At 52.9% G+C, this 14,741-nt stretch carries 12 protein-coding genes and 1 rRNA gene; 2 read left to right on the plus strand and 11 right to left on the minus strand.

Features of this window, described 5'->3' with window-relative positions:
* Window positions 1-117: 117 nt before the first annotated feature.
* A 5S ribosomal RNA gene (gene rrf, locus HCH49_RS14270) occupies window positions 118-233 on the plus strand.
* Between the two features lie 104 nt (window positions 234-337).
* On the opposite strand, the gene HCH49_RS14275 is transcribed toward rrf, so the two are convergent.
* The 7 genes from HCH49_RS14275 to HCH49_RS14305 form a co-directional block, all read right to left on the minus strand.
* On the minus strand, window positions 338-1,096 hold the full coding sequence (locus tag HCH49_RS14275; RefSeq protein ID WP_023309440.1) for an amino acid ABC transporter ATP-binding protein: 759 nt from the start codon (window positions 1,094-1,096) through the stop codon (window positions 338-340).
* 7 nt (window positions 1,097-1,103) lie between these two features.
* Window positions 1,104-2,207, minus strand: a complete 1,104-nt coding sequence (locus tag HCH49_RS14280; protein ID WP_069303358.1) for an amino acid ABC transporter permease — start codon at window positions 2,205-2,207, stop codon at window positions 1,104-1,106.
* Window positions 2,208-2,216: 9 nt separating this feature from the next.
* Window positions 2,217-3,398, minus strand: coding sequence for an amino acid ABC transporter permease (locus tag HCH49_RS14285; RefSeq protein WP_032639774.1), 1,182 nt, complete (start codon window positions 3,396-3,398; stop codon window positions 2,217-2,219).
* Between the two features lie 67 nt (window positions 3,399-3,465).
* Window positions 3,466-4,491 (minus strand): amino acid ABC transporter substrate-binding protein, encoded by a 1,026-nt coding sequence (locus tag HCH49_RS14290; protein WP_023333654.1) that lies wholly within the window; start codon window positions 4,489-4,491, stop codon window positions 3,466-3,468.
* A gap of 473 nt (window positions 4,492-4,964) precedes the next feature.
* Window positions 4,965-5,186 (minus strand): lipoprotein, encoded by a 222-nt coding sequence (locus tag HCH49_RS14295; protein ID WP_008502867.1) that lies wholly within the window; start codon window positions 5,184-5,186, stop codon window positions 4,965-4,967.
* Between the two features lie 303 nt (window positions 5,187-5,489).
* Complete coding sequence (locus HCH49_RS14300; protein WP_221702908.1) at window positions 5,490-8,603, minus strand: efflux RND transporter permease subunit; 3,114 nt, start codon at window positions 8,601-8,603, stop codon at window positions 5,490-5,492.
* An 11-nt stretch (window positions 8,604-8,614) separates the two neighbouring features.
* Window positions 8,615-9,754: an efflux RND transporter periplasmic adaptor subunit gene (locus tag HCH49_RS14305; RefSeq protein ID WP_221702909.1), complete on the minus strand. Its 1,140-nt coding sequence runs from the start codon at window positions 9,752-9,754 to the stop codon at window positions 8,615-8,617.
* Between the two features lie 385 nt (window positions 9,755-10,139).
* Between HCH49_RS14305 and envR the strand changes: the two genes are divergently transcribed.
* Window positions 10,140-10,856 carry an acrEF/envCD operon transcriptional regulator gene (gene envR / locus HCH49_RS14310; protein ID WP_221702910.1) on the plus strand — a complete coding sequence of 239 codons (717 nt, stop codon included), beginning with the start codon at window positions 10,140-10,142 and terminating at the stop codon, window positions 10,854-10,856.
* Here envR and HCH49_RS14315 read toward each other — a convergent pair.
* From HCH49_RS14315 to dusB, 4 genes are all read right to left on the minus strand, one after another.
* Window positions 10,772-12,853 carry a bifunctional diguanylate cyclase/phosphodiesterase gene (locus HCH49_RS14315; RefSeq protein ID WP_221702911.1) on the minus strand — a complete coding sequence of 694 codons (2,082 nt, stop codon included), beginning with the start codon at window positions 12,851-12,853 and terminating at the stop codon, window positions 10,772-10,774. The two genes, envR and HCH49_RS14315, sit on opposite strands and share 85 nt — an antisense overlap.
* Window positions 12,854-12,992: 139 nt before the next feature.
* The gene (locus tag HCH49_RS14320) at window positions 12,993-13,157 is read right to left on the minus strand and encodes a DUF2556 family protein (RefSeq protein WP_008502862.1); all 165 of its coding nucleotides are present in this window, start codon (window positions 13,155-13,157) and stop codon (window positions 12,993-12,995) included.
* A gap of 177 nt (window positions 13,158-13,334) precedes the next feature.
* Complete coding sequence (fis, locus tag HCH49_RS14325) at window positions 13,335-13,631, minus strand: DNA-binding transcriptional regulator Fis (RefSeq protein WP_000462905.1); 297 nt, start codon at window positions 13,629-13,631, stop codon at window positions 13,335-13,337.
* Between the two features lie 23 nt (window positions 13,632-13,654).
* Window positions 13,655-14,620: a tRNA dihydrouridine synthase DusB gene (dusB, locus tag HCH49_RS14330; protein ID WP_023309409.1), complete on the minus strand. Its 966-nt coding sequence runs from the start codon at window positions 14,618-14,620 to the stop codon at window positions 13,655-13,657.
* Window positions 14,621-14,741: the final 121 nt, after the last annotated feature.

The raw sequence follows: 14,741 nt of genomic DNA on the forward strand, positions 1-14,741 counted from the left end.
TGATATGGCTCAGTTGGTAGAGCGCACCCTTGGTAAGGGTGAGGTCCCCAGTTCGACTCTGGGTATCAGCACCACTTTATACTTAGGTTAAAGTTCGGCAAGAAGTAAAAGAATTTGCCTGGCGGCTTTAGCGCGGTGGTCCCACCTGACCCCATGCCGAACTCAGAAGTGAAACGCCGTAGCGCCGATGGTAGTGTGGGGTCTCCCCATGTGAGAGTAGGGAACTGCCAGGCATCAAATAAGTGAAAAGGCCATCCGAAAGGATGGCCTTTTTGCGTTTATGCGCGAAAAAAGGTAGGCCGGGTAAGGCGAAGCCTCCACCCGGCAGAGCAAACAACTAATGAATTACCTGTGACAGGAATGCTCGCGTACGTTCTGACTTCGGATGGGCAAAGAACTCATCCGGCGGCGCCTGTTCGACAATCTCACCGCGGTCCATAAAGATCACCCGGTCGGCCACGGTTCGCGCAAACCCCATCTCATGCGTCACACACAGCATGGTCATGCCGGATTGTGCCAGCCCAATCATGGTGTCCAGAACCTCTTTCACCATTTCTGGATCGAGGGCAGATGTCGGTTCATCAAACAGCATAATTTTCGGCTTCATACACAGCGAACGGGCGATAGCCACACGCTGCTGTTGGCCACCCGATATCTGGCCAGGGAACTTATTGGCATGCTCTGCGATACGTACGCGTTCCAGGTAGTGCATTGCCAACGCCTCCGCTTCCTTTTTCGGCATCTTTCGTACCCAAATCGGCGCAAGCGTACAGTTCTGCAGAACGGTCAGGTGCGGAAACAGATTAAAGTGCTGAAATACCATTCCTACTTCCTGACGTACGCGTTCGATATTGCGGATATCTTCATTCAGCTCGATACCATCAACCACAATGCGTCCTTGCTGATGTTCTTCAAGATGATTAATACAGCGAATGGTTGTGGATTTTCCGGAGCCCGAAGGGCCGCAAAGGACGATGCGTTCTCCCTGCTTTACCTTAAGATTAATGTCCCTCAGGACATGAAATTGTCCGTACCATTTATTCACATTTTCCAGCGTAATCATCGCGTCGGCGGGTGTCATAGTTATTTGGCTCATAATTTCCTCAGTGCGGTGTACGCCCGGTGTTAAAGCGCTTTTCCAGATGCTGGCTGTAGCGCGACATGCTAAAACAAAAGATCCAGTAGATCAGGGCAGCAAAGACATATCCTTCGGTGGACATACCCAGCCAGACAGGGTCAACGGTTGCCTGTTGCACGCTGCTAAAGAGATCGAACAATCCGATAATGATCACCAGGCTGGTATCCTTGAAGAGGGCAATGATCGTGTTGACCAGACCCGGAATGACCAGCTTGAGTGCTTGTGGAAGAATGACCAGTCCCTGCGTTTTCCAGTAACCGAGAGCCAGTGATTCCGCCGCTTCGTACTGGCCCTTAGGCAACGCTTGCAGACCACCACGTACAACTTCAGCGACATAGGCGGACTGGAAGAGAATCACCCCCACCAGGGCACGGATCAGCTTGTCGATGGTTGTTCCCTCTGCCATAAACAGCGGCAGCATGACTGATGACATAAACAGAACGGTGATAAGCGGTACGCCGCGCCAGAACTCAATGAAGATAACGGAGAGCACGCGGACGATCGGCATTTTTGAACGCCGTCCCAGGGCCAGTAAAATCCCCCACGGTAAAGCACCGGCTATCCCCACTGAAGCGATAATCAGCGTCAGCGTCAGCCCGCCCCACTGGCGTGTTTCAACGCGTTCCAGTCCCAGGAAACCGCCATACAACAGTACCCAGACAATAATCGGATAAACCACGGCCCAGCCGGCAATATAGCGTCCTCGATGTGGCAGCTTTTTCCAGAACATAGCCGCGACAGAGAGCAGGCCGACAACCAGCGCCAGATTTATCCGCCAGCGCTGTTCGTGCGGATACAATCCATACATGAACTGGCCGAAGCGCTCATGAATAAACACCCAGCAGGCGCCGGCTTTTGTGCAGTCAGCTCGGGTTGAACCGACCCAGTTGGCCTGTAAAAACGCCCAGTTCAGCAGGGGAGGAATCAATTCCCACATGAGCCACAGGCAGACAATCGTCAGCAGGCTGTTGCTCCAGCTGGAGAAAAGATTCTTACGCGCCCAGAGAATGAAACGTCCACCTGTCGAGTTGGCAGGGCGCGAGGAGTGCGACAGTATCGCTTTTGTCATCATAGATCCTTAGCGCTCGACCAGTGCTATACGGCGGTTATAAAGGTTCATCAGCAGTGAAATCACCAGGCTGATGATCAGATAGACAGACATCGTGATGGCGATGGTTTCAATGGCTTGTCCGGTCTGGTTAAGCACGGTTCCGGCGAAGAGTGACACCATATCCGGATAACCAATCGCAGCGGCCAGCGACGAGTTTTTGACAATATTGAGATACTGGCTGGTCAGGGGTGGAATGATGACCCGTAAAGCCTGCGGAATGATGACCTGGCGAAGCGTCACGGTATGGGGTAATCCCAGCGAGCGTGCCGCCTCATGCTGTCCATAAGGAACGGCCTGGATCCCTGCACGGATAATCTCTGCGATAAACGCGGACGTATAAATCGAAAGCGCCAGCGTCAGGGCCGCCAGCTCGGGAATTAATACCATCCCGCCCTGAAAGTTAAAGCCACGCAGATGTGGAATATCCCAGTGCAAAGCGGCCCCAAACAGCCAGTGTGCAATTAGCGGCAGGCTAACGATCAGAACAACTGCCGTGGGCCAGGTTCTACGAAGCTGACCGGTTTTGATCTGATGCTTGCGGTTAAAACGGAATACCCCCGCAGAGAGCGCAAGCGCTATCACAATCGCGCCGATAAAAGCGTACAGTCCTTCACCCGGTTGAGGAGAAGGAATGGACAACCCACGGTTACTGAGGAAAAACAGCTCAAACGCGTCGACGGCCTGGCGGGGACCGGGAAGGTTACGCAGTACGGCGAAATACCAGAAGAAGATCTGCAGGAGCGGGGGGATATTGCGGAACGTCTCGATGTAAACAGTCGACAGTTTCCGCAGAAGCCAGTTTTCAGAAAGACGCGCCAGGCCAATAAAGAAGCCCAGTATCGACGCGAAGACGATACAAAGCGCCGATACCAACAGCGTATTCAGTAAACCGACCACGAACACGCGTCCGTACGTGTCACCTTCCTGGTAATCAATAAGGTGCTGAACAATACCGAACCCCGCGCTGCGATCTAAAAACGCGAAACCGGAAGTAATGCCGCGGTTATTCAGGTTGGTGATGGTGTTATGGATGAGATACACGGCGATGAGAACAACCGCAACAATAGCAATAATCTGGAATAGCCAGGCGCGGACCGCGGGATGAGAAAAGGATAGCGATCCTTTTACGGCTGAGCGGCGATGGGACATAAAGAAACCTCAGTAACCATGACTCTGGAGTGGGCACTGCCGGAGCAGTGCCCGTTACAGCTATGACTTAACGTACTGGTGGTGCGTACTGAATACCGCCGTTGTTCCAGAGATTGTTCTGGCCGCGTTTGATCTTCAGCGGGCTTTCCGATCCCACGTTGCGCTCAAAGATCTCAGAGTAGTTGCCCACCTGTTTGATGATGTTGTAAGCCCACTTGTTATCCAGCTTCAGATCCTTGCCGAAATCACCTTCTTTACCGAGCAGGTGTGCCATATCCGGGTTGGATGGCTTAGCGGCTTTTTCATCAACGTTTTTAGAGTTGATGCCCATCTCTTCTGCGTTCAGCATAGCAAACAGCGTCCAGCGAACGATGGAGAACCAGTCTTCATCGCCACGACGAACGACGGGGCCGAGAGGCTCTTTGGAGATGACTTCAGGCAGGACAATCCACTCTGCCGGGTTGCTCAGCTTAATGCGTAAGGCATACAGCTGTGACTGGTCAGAGGCCAGCGTGTCGCAACGGCCGGATTCCAGCGCTTTGGCCGATTCATCCGAGCGGTCGAATGTCACCGGGGTGTATTTCATGTTGTTTGCTTTGAAATAATCCGCGACGTTCAGCTCGGTATCGGTGCCCGCCTGGATACAAACGGTGGCGCCATCCAGTTCCTTAGCGCTTTTCAGGCCCGCTTTATTGTGGGTCAGGAAGCCGATGCCGTCATAATAGGTCACGCCCGTAAATGACATCCCCATGCCGGCATCACGGGAGGAAGTCCAGGTGGTATTACGGGAGAGCATGTCGACCTCGCCGGACTGCAGCGCCGTAAAGCGTTCTTTCGCCGTCAGCGGGGTGTATTTTACTTTGCTGTCATCGCCAAAAACGGCGGCTGCAACGCCACGGCAGACATCCACATCAATACCGGTAAATTTGCCGTTCGCATCGGCATAAGAGAAGCCAGGCAAACCGTCACTGATACCACATTGAACAAAACCTTTCTTTTTAACGGCATCCAGTGTCGTTCCCGCATGGGCTTGACCGGCTACGGCAAACAACATGCCTGCAGCGGCCAGGCTGGCTATCATCGTCTTTTTCATAATGCATCCTGTGTGGCGAAATTTATCGTTATAGAGGCGTTTTTAAACGCTTTACCTGTCTGTGGCTTTGGCCAACGTTTATAAAGCAAACGTAATGCCAGTTTTGCGTTCGACAAAATAAGAGACGAGTGAACGCTTAATGCTGAGTGTAGACAGGCTTAAATAAAATGAGCGCCCCAGAACGGTGCGAAATTACAACCTGTGCCACAAATCGGAGCAAAAGTTGCGAGTTGGGTCAGGAAAAAGAAGAGATAGTTTTCAGCGTGAATATTGGCAGGGTATTCAATAATCTTAATGTGTGAAAATCATCACGATAGAATAAGTAATTTGAATGAATATGCGAAAAAGTTGTGACTGACTTCAGGCTTAGATTAATTTAGTGAATATTTACAGGGCTATTTTTTTACTTATTTGAAAATATTGCACTCATTAAAAGCAAAAGCGCGGCCAGAGCCGCGCTTTCTCAACAGATGTTACTTCGTGAGGGCAACAATACCCAGTGTTAAACCCGCTACTGCGGCAGCACCGCCGGCGATAGCACCCGCAGTCTCCCAGTTATCCTGGGTGGTGCCTTTCATACAGGTATTGGTATGAACCAGTCGGCCCTGGTCGTCGTAAACCGGTACACATGGAGAATCGTGCGCGCAACCAGCAAGCAGCGCAGCGAGAAGTGCAACGGAAATGAATCTTTTCATGATGTTACCTCAGTATTATTTCTCATCCGCTATAAAGCCAGGAGGGCTATTAACGAACTGGAGGTTATTTTACCACCGGGGTAAGTCCTCGTTACACGAGGAATAATCTCAAATTATGTAGTTTGTAAAAATCGTGGAGAAAAGTCGGTTTCAGGAGGAATTAATGGAGACATTATGGAGTTGCAAGAGACTGTTTTTACTTAATGCAAATCATCATATTCTTAATGCTTCCTTTATGTAAAACCTAATTGGTTGTTTAAGTTAAAAATAAAAAGGCACCAGAGGTGCCTTTTCAGGGAAACATTAACCTTTATGGTGCGTAAACCGTCGCCGAACAACCACAAAGAAAACGGGCACGAAGAAAATCGCCAGAAGCGTTGCGGAAAGCATTCCCCCCATAACGCCCGTACCGACGGCGTTTTGCGCGCCGCTCCCGGCCCCGGTGCTGATCACCAGCGGCATGACGCCAAGAATAAAGGCCAGAGACGTCATCAGGATCGGTCGAAGGCGCATCCTGGAAGCTTCCAGCGTGGCTTCAATAATGCCTTTGCCTTCTTTATCCATCAGGTCTTTAGCAAATTCGACGATCAGGATGGCGTTTTTCGCCGATAAACCAATCGTCGTCAGCAGGCCGACCTGGAAATAGACGTCATTGTTTAACCCGCGCAACGACGCTGCGAGAAGAGCCCCAATGACCCCAAGCGGCACAACCAGCATAACGGAGAACGGAATGGACCAGCTTTCATACAGCGCAGCCAGGCACAGGAACACCACGATCAGTGAAATGGCGTACAGGGCAGGCGCCTGGTTACCCGAGAGCCGCTCCTGATAAGACATCCCCGTCCAGTCATAGCCGATGCCGGAAGGCAGTTTTGCCGCGAGACTTTCCATCATAGCCATGGCCTCACCGGTACTTTTACCCGGGGCTGATTCACCCAGTATCTCCATAGCGGGCATCCCGTTATAGCGTTCCAGACGAGGTGAACCATACACCCAGCGAGCGTTGCTGAAGGCTGAAAACGGGACCATTTCCCCATTCGCGCTGCGCACGTAAAGGTTGTTAATATCTCCCGGCAACATACGGAATTTTGCGTCGGCCTGTACGTAGACCTTTTTCACTCGGCCATGATCGATAAAGTCATTCACATAGGTGCCACCTAAGGCCGTCGAAATCGTCTGGTTGACGTCAGAAAGGTTGACGCCCAGCGCCTGCGCTTTCTCCTGATCGACATCCAGCTTGAACTGAGGCGTATCTTCAAGACCGTTAGGGCGCACGCGAACCAGCAGGTCAGTGTGCTCATGCACCATGCTGAGCAGTTGGTTACGCGCCTGCGTCAGCTGGGTATGCCCCAGGTTGGCCTGATCGATCAATTCAAAATCGAAGCCCGTGGCGGTACCCAGTTCGATAATTGCAGGCAGGTTAAACGGGAACACGAGGCCATCTGTAATTTGACTGAAGGCTTTTGTCGCGCGACCCACAATGGCTTCGACGCCGTTTTCCGCCCCCGGGCGCTCCTCCCAGGGCTTCAGGCTGACGAAGGCGATACCGGCGTTCTGACCCTGGCCGCTAAAGCTAAAGCCGTTTACGGTAAAGACGGATTCCACGTTCGCCTTTTCGTTGTTCAGATAGTAGTCCTGAACCTGATCGAGGACCTGCTGAGTACGCGTCTGGGTTGCACCCGCCGGGAGTTGAACCATCGTCATAAACACCCCCTGATCCTCTTCGGGCAGGAAGGAGGTAGGCAAGCGCAGGAAGAGCACCGCCATCCCTCCGACGATAATGACGTATACCGCCAGATAGCGCCCTGTCTTACGCAAAATACCGCTCACGCTGTTGCTGTAGTGCTCCACGCTTTTATCAAAGAGCGCATTAAACCAGCCGAAGAAGCCGCCTTTCTTCTCATGATGGTCGCCGGATACGGGCTTAAGCAACGTTGCGCAGAGTGCGGGCGTCAGGATTAGCGCAACCAGTACGGACAACGCCATCGCGGAAACGATAGTCAGCGAGAACTGGCGATAGATCGCCCCCGTTGAGCCGCCAAAAAAGGCCATCGGAATAAAGACCGCCGAGAGCACCATGGCGATCCCCACCAGTGCACCCTGGATCTGCTCCATCGACTTCTGCGTGGCCTCTTTCGGCGGCAGTTTGTCTTCGACCATGACGCGTTCAACGTTCTCAACGACCACGATAGCGTCATCGACCAGCAGACCTATCGCCAGCACCATACCGAACATCGTCAGGGTGTTGATGGAGAAACCGAATGCCGCCAGAACCGCAAAGGTACCCAGCAGAACGACCGGCACCGCGATAGTCGGGATGAGCGTCGCCCGCAGGTTTTGCAGGAACAGGTACATGACCAGGAAGACGAGAATGATTGCTTCAAACAGGGTCTTCACCACTTCGTGAATGGAGATTTTCACAAAAGGGGTGGTGTCATAGGGATAGACAACTTTCAGCCCCTGCGGGAAGAACTGCTGCAGTTGCGCCAGCTTGCTCTTAATGGCTGCCGCGGTGTCCAGCGCATTTGCCCCGGTTGCCAGCTTAATCCCCAGACCGGTTGCCGCCTGCCCGTTGATTTTAGTGACCATGTTGTAGTTTTCGCCACCCAGCTCAATACGAGCCACGTCCTTCAGATGAACCATCGAGCCGTCCTGATTCACCTTGAGCGTCACGCGGCCAAACTCCTCCGGTGATTTCAGGCGGGTTTGCGCGATGATCGAGGCATTCAGCTGCTGCCCGGGAATGGACGGCGTTCCGCCCAGCTGGCCTGCCGCTATCTGGTCGTTCTGCGTTTTCAGCTGGTTGATAATATCCTGCGGCGTCAGCTGGTATTTGTTCATCGCGTTGCTGTCGAGCCAGATGCGCATCGCATACTGAGCGCCAAACAGCTGAACGTCACCGACGCCAGACGTTCGGCTGATGGCATCTTTGACGTTCGAAGCGACATAGTCAGAGATGTCATTCTGCGTGAGATTTTTGTTGTCTGAAACAAAGCCGGCGACCAGCAGGAAGCTGCTGCTGGATTTCTCCACGCCAATCCCTTGCTGCTGAACCTCTTGCGGCAGCAGCGGCATGGCGAGCTGCAGCTTGTTCTGCACCTGTACCTGGGCGATGTCCGGATCGGTTCCTGACTCGAAGGTCAGGGTGATGGTGACGTTACCCGCCGAATCGCTGGTGGAGGACATATACATCAGCTTATCGATACCGTTCATGTTCTGTTCGATAACCTGGGTCACGGTATCCTGCACCGTTTGAGCGTCCGCTCCCGGGTAAGTCGCGGATATCGCCACGGCGGGAGGAGCAATGGTCGGATACTGTGCGACGGGAAGTTTGAGAATGGCCAGCCCGCCTGCAATCATCAAAATGATGGCAAGTACCCAGGCGAAAACCGGTCTCTGAATAAAGAAATTAGCCATGTCGTCGTCCCTTAACCGGCTGGCGTCGTGGTGATATCAGGCGTGGTGACGACGGTTACCCCGGGTCTGACTTTCTGTAGCCCGCTGACTATCACGCGGTCACCGTTTTTCAGCCCTTCCGTCACCAGCCAGCGATCGCCAATTGCCTGAGGGGCCACGACGGTTCGCGGCTCAACCTGGTTTTTATCGTTCACCACCAGCACGGTTGCATCGCCTCGCGGTGTACGGGTCACGCCTTGCTGTGGTACCAGAATCGCATCCGGCTGGGTGCCTTCATCAATGCGGGCGCGAACGAACATGCCGGGTAACAACAGATGATGAGGGTTCCGGAAAATGGCGCGCAGGGTGATCGAGCCGGTACTTTCATCGACCGTGACGTCAGAGAACTGCAATGTGCCTTTTAGCGGGTAGGGCTGCCCGTTCTCCATCAGCAGCTCAACGTTGCTGGCGATATCACCTTTTTGCAGGCTCGTCTGTTTCAGGCGCATAAAATCATTACTGGACTGGGTGACATCAACATAAATCGGATCGAGCAGCTGGACCGTTGCCAGCGCTGCGGCTTGCCCGTTCGTCACCAGCGCCCCTTCGGTCACGCTGGATTTTCCGATACGACCATCAACCGGAGAGGTCACTTTGGTGTAGGCAAGGTTGATACGTGCGCTTTCAACACCCGCTTTTGCGGCAACCACGCTGGCATCTGCCTGCTGAGCCGTCGCCACGGCCTGGTCATACTCCTGCTTACTGACATACTGGGTGCCTACCAGCGGGAGATAACGTTTCACCGTCAGGTGCGCAATATTGGCCGCCGCCTGAGCCTTCGCCAGTTCGCCTTTCGCGCTGTCATAGGCTGCCTGATAGGGCGCAGGATCAATCTGGTAAAGTGACTCGCCCGCTTTTACATCGCTACCCTCCGCGAAGTTACGGCGCAGGATAATGCCGCTAACCTGAGGACGAACCTCCGCAACGCGAAATGCATCTGTTCTGCCCGGGAGTTCAGTGGTGACCGCCAGAGGCGCGCTTTTCACAATATGCACGCTGACCTGAGGCGCCTGCTGGTGTTGCTGTTGATTTTCCTGACCATCGCATCCAGTGAGCAGTACCGCGCAGACAATGAAACCGGATAAGGGCAAACGTCTGAAATGATTCGTCATTACTGTTCCTTTAAATACCCATTCACCGATATATGCCGCGAATCGGTAGCAGGGGCAGAGGGATAAAAATAAAATGTAGCTGCGTATAATAATGAGGGTATTTAATGTTTTTTAATTTATAAGTGCGAATGACCATGCTTGTAGAAAAAATCAGAATCAGACCGGGTCCATTCAGGGATATACTTCAGGCATGTTAATCAGGTAAATGAGTTTAATGTTTTTAATTATTCACTACGCCAATTTAATTGGAGCGATATATTTATAATGATTATAAATCAAGAGGGGTGACTTTTTTTGTGCAAAATTAAAACGGATTTTAGTGAATACTTACGTTTGCATGAACGCAATATTACTTTTAAACCTTGTGAGTAACGAGTAGTTGCCTATGGCGCGTAAAAAGAAAGAAGAGGCTCAACAAACCCGGCAGCAGCTGATTGAGGCGGCTATCGAACAGTTTGCGACGCGGGGCGTAGCCAGCACGACGCTGACGGATATCGCTGATGCTGCTAAGGTGACGCGCGGCGCGATCTACTGGCACTTCACCAGTAAATCTGAAATATTTAATGCCATCTGGGAACAGCAATTACCGCTTCGCGAGATTATTCACGACAGGCTTTCCCTTTCCGATAGTGACGATCCATTGTTAAAACTTCGTGAGCAATTTATTACTGCGCTGCAGTATATTGCCCATGAACCCCGGCAATGTGCGCTTTTACAAATTCTGTATCATAAGTGTGAATTTAGCAGCGATATGATTTCTGAACGTGAAATTAGAAAGCGTATCGGATTCAACGATGACACGCTACGCGCCACGCTGGAGACCTGTATTTCGCGAAACATCATTTCGCCACAGGTGAATGTTGATCTCACCATGATTGTATTCCACGCTTTTTTTAGCGGAATAATTAAAAACTGGTTAATGAATAACGACAGTTTTAATCTTTATCAGCAGGCTCCCGCTCTGGTCGATAGCATACTGGCGACACTCCCGGTTATTCGCGTGTCGCCGGATGGTGCTTACTGTTCAGCGCCAGGTAACATTTCCCCTCGGGCACAAAGTGCTTCTATGGTCTGCGCGCTGACGGGTTTACCTAATAGATAACCCTGAAGGGTGTTACAGCCCAGCTCGGTTAAAAAGGCTTGCTGCGCTTCGGTTTCCACACCTTCAGCCACAACTTTCAGGTTAAGTGTTTTAGCGAGAGCCACAATCGCAGAGACAATAGTGGCATCCTCGCTCTCGCCGCTGAGCTCTTGCACAAACGCCCTGTCGATTTTCAATTCGCAGGCCGGTAAGCGCTTGAGATACAGCAGGCTCGAATATCCGGTGCCAAAATCATCAATGGAGGCTTTCACGCCCGCATCCGTCAGCTCTGTCAGCACGCGTACGCTTTCATCCGGGTTGCTCATCGCCGTGGTTTCCGTCACTTCGAGGATCAACATTTCCGGTGGCACCTGGTGAAGTGCCAGGCAGTCGAGAACCGTTTTAACCAGCGAAGGTTGTTCAAACTGCAGTGTCGACAGGTTTACCGCCATTGACCAGCTTTGATGTCCCTGAAGATGCCATTCCCGCAGCTGGCGACAGGCTTCATTAATCACCCAGTTGCCAATCGGGACGATCAGCCCCGTTTTTTCCGCCAGCGGCAGAAAAAGGTCCGGCGTCAGTAACCCTTGCTTAGGATGCTGCCAGCGCAACAGCGCCTCGAATCCGAGGACCGGGCCCGCCGGGGCGTGAAATTTTGGCTGATACAGCAGGCGCAGCTCATTGCGATCGATCGCCATCCACAAATCGTTCAATAACTGGAGATGGGTCTGCGCCAGGGTGTTCATGGAGGGCTGGAAGAAGTGGTAACCGTTACGGCCCATATGCTTCGTGTGATACATCGCCGCGTCGGCGTTAAACATCAGCTCACGCTCGGTTTTGCCGTCGTGAGGGTACAGCGCGATACCAATGCTGAGGGTCACCACCAGTTCATAGGGGCTGAGATTGAAGGGGCTATCGATCGCGCGCACCAGCGAATTCGCCAGCGATGCCGCGTCGTCCGGACCTTCTCCCTCTGCCAGCAGAACAAATTCATCACCGCCGATGCGTGCAAGGGTGAACTGGCCTTTCAGGAGAAGCAGCAGACGCTGCGTAACGGCGACCAGCAGCCTGTCACCGACATCATGGCCGTAGGCATCATTGATAGCTTTAAAGCCGTCAAGATCCATGAACATCAGGGCAAAGTGATTCCCCTCACGATCGGCTTTGCTGATGGCCTGATCGAGCCTGTCTTCCAGCAGGATACGGTTGGGCAGACGCGTCAGGGTATCGTGTAGCGCCAGCTGAGCGAGTTCCCGGTTAGCTTCTGCCAGCGACGAGGCCAGGAGGGCGGTGCGTGCCTGAAGGCGGGCATCCAGCATCGACACCAGCAGGGTGATCCCAAGAATAGAGAGCGCGACGACGCTGACCAGCACCGCCAGCCAGCTCCCGTTGATACCCTCATGGTGAACCATTGTGGACATCGGAAACTGCGCCGCTTTCATCCCGGCATAGTGCATGCCGGCAATGGCAATTCCCATCGTGATGGCGGCACCCATGCGCATCAGCACGACCTGCGCGGCTTCGCGACGCAGGCGGAAGGTCAGCCATAATGCCGCGAGCGAAGCGGCAAGCGCAATCACGACCGAAATGGCCACCCAGACCTTGTCCCAGATTATCCCGGGCATCACCTCCAGCGCCGCCATGCCGGTGTAATGCATGGCCACAATACCGCTTCCCATTACCAGCGCGCCGGGCAGCAGTCGGCGCAGGCGTAGTTGCTCGCAGCTCACAAGCCATAGCGCAAACAGCGACGAACCCACGGCGATGACCATGGATAGCACCGTCAGGGTGGCGTTGTAGCTCATGCTCATGGAGAGGTCCATCGCCAGCATGCCGATAAAATGCATGGCCCACACGCCAATCCCCATAGCAATACCGCCGCCAGCCAGCCAGACGCGGGCAGCGACGCCCTGACTCCCGGCGACGCGTGCAGCCATGTTCAGCGCGGTATACGCAGCAAGAATGGCAACAACAAAGGAGAGGACGACAAGGATAGGGTTGTATTGGCTGACCAGCATGGACGGTTCTACTCGAGTGTGGGGTTACGCTAGAGCGGTTGAGAAGGGCGAGACATTATCACCGTCAGGTAATGGCTCAAAGGGATTTAAATCCCCGTTTTTAGTGGGTAATAACGGGGTGATTTGCGCAATCGGGCGGTTAGTCGAGCTCTGAGCAGTTCACGAGTTTCAGCGGATTGACGGAGTTCATATTGCGACACTTATCGGTTTCGGTGCTCATCAGTTCAATCCACTGCATCAGGAGTGCATCGAAAATGAGAACGGAGATTGCAAAAACAACCAGCCACCAGTATTTACGAATCATTGTGTCATTCCGCAGGAAGATCGCCACTAAGGTGGGGGAAATATACACGAAAAACCGGGGTTGAAAAGCAGGAGAGGCGAAGGTTTACAATGCGTTGACGGAGAAGCGCAGGTAATAAAAAAGGCGCTTCCCCATGCCGAAGAGCGCCTTTTTAAACAAGCATTTAACTGATTAGTATCAGTTCATGCCGTATTTTTTCAGTTTCTTACGCAGAGTACCACGGTTGATACCCATCATCAGCGCAGCGCGGGTTTGGTTACCGCGGGTGTATTGCATCACCATGTCCAACAGTGGCTGTTCAACTTCAGCCAGTACCAGCTCATACAGGTCATTAACATCCTGACCGTTCAGTTGAGCAAAATAGTTCTTCAGTGCCTGTTTAACCGAGTCACGCAGGGGCTTTTGAGTTACCTGGTCCTGAGAGTTAACGGTAGAAACGGTCAGTACGTCAGAATTTACGCGTTGTTCGAACATAGTTCTGTCAGCTCTTTATTTCATTACGCAAGATTTTCGAAGTATGCCTCCAACGCCTCCAGCTGTACGCTGGCATCCTCTATGGCGTTGAATGTGCGCCGAAACTGGTCATCTGGAGCGTGCTCCTGGAGATACCAGGAGACGTGTTTACGCGCAATTCGGTACCCTTTTGCCTGACCGTAGTGGTCATGCAGTTCCCGAACATGCGAACAAAGCAAGCGCTTAACCTCTGCCAGAGGCAGCGGGGCAAGCAGCTCCCCAGTGTCCAGATAATGCTGGATTTCCCGGAAGATCCAGGGTCTTCCCTGAGCTGCACGTCCTATCATCAGAGCATCAGCTCCCGTATAGTCGAGTACAGCCCTGGCTTTAAGCGGGTCAGTTATGTCGCCATTCGCGATAATCGGAATGGAAACTTTCTGCTTAACTGCCCGAATGCTGTCGTATTCAGCTTCACCGTTGAACAAACAGGCGCGAGTGCGTCCATGGATGGTCAGGGCCTGAATGCCACAGTCTTCGGCCAGTTGGGCAATCTCTACACAGTTACGGTGTTCCGGCGACCAACCCGTGCGAATCTTCAACGTAACAGGAACGTCCACCGCGCTGACAACCGCCGTCAGGATAGCTTTCACCTGGTCGGGGTATTGCAGAAGGGCTGAACCTGCAAGCTTGCGATTCACCTTTTTGGCCGGGCACCCCATATTGATATCAATAATCTGGGCACCACTTTCCACGTTAATCCGCGCGGCATCTGCCATCTCTTCAGGCACGCTTCCGGCAATTTGCACGGTGCGAATACCTGGTTCATCAACGTGCACCATCCGAAGGCGGGATTTATCGCTTTCCCAAACCTGCGGGTTAGACGACATCATCTCGGATACGGTTAAACCGGCTCCCATCTCGTAGCACAGCGTCCTGAACGGCCGGTCTGTAATACCTGCCATTGGGGCTGCGATCAGGCGATTTCTAAGCTGGTGGTGTCCGATGCGCATGAGTTAAGAAATGACCATACTGTGACTGCAAGGCGGCGTATATTACGCATTTTTTGCACGAGATGAAAGGCCAAACTTTGAACAATCCACTGTTGTAGATCAAGGAATCGCCGCCCAATCT

It is taken from the genome of Enterobacter sp. Y17, from assembly GCF_019730495.1.
Taxonomy (GTDB): Bacteria; Pseudomonadota; Gammaproteobacteria; order Enterobacterales; family Enterobacteriaceae; genus Enterobacter; species Enterobacter asburiae_B.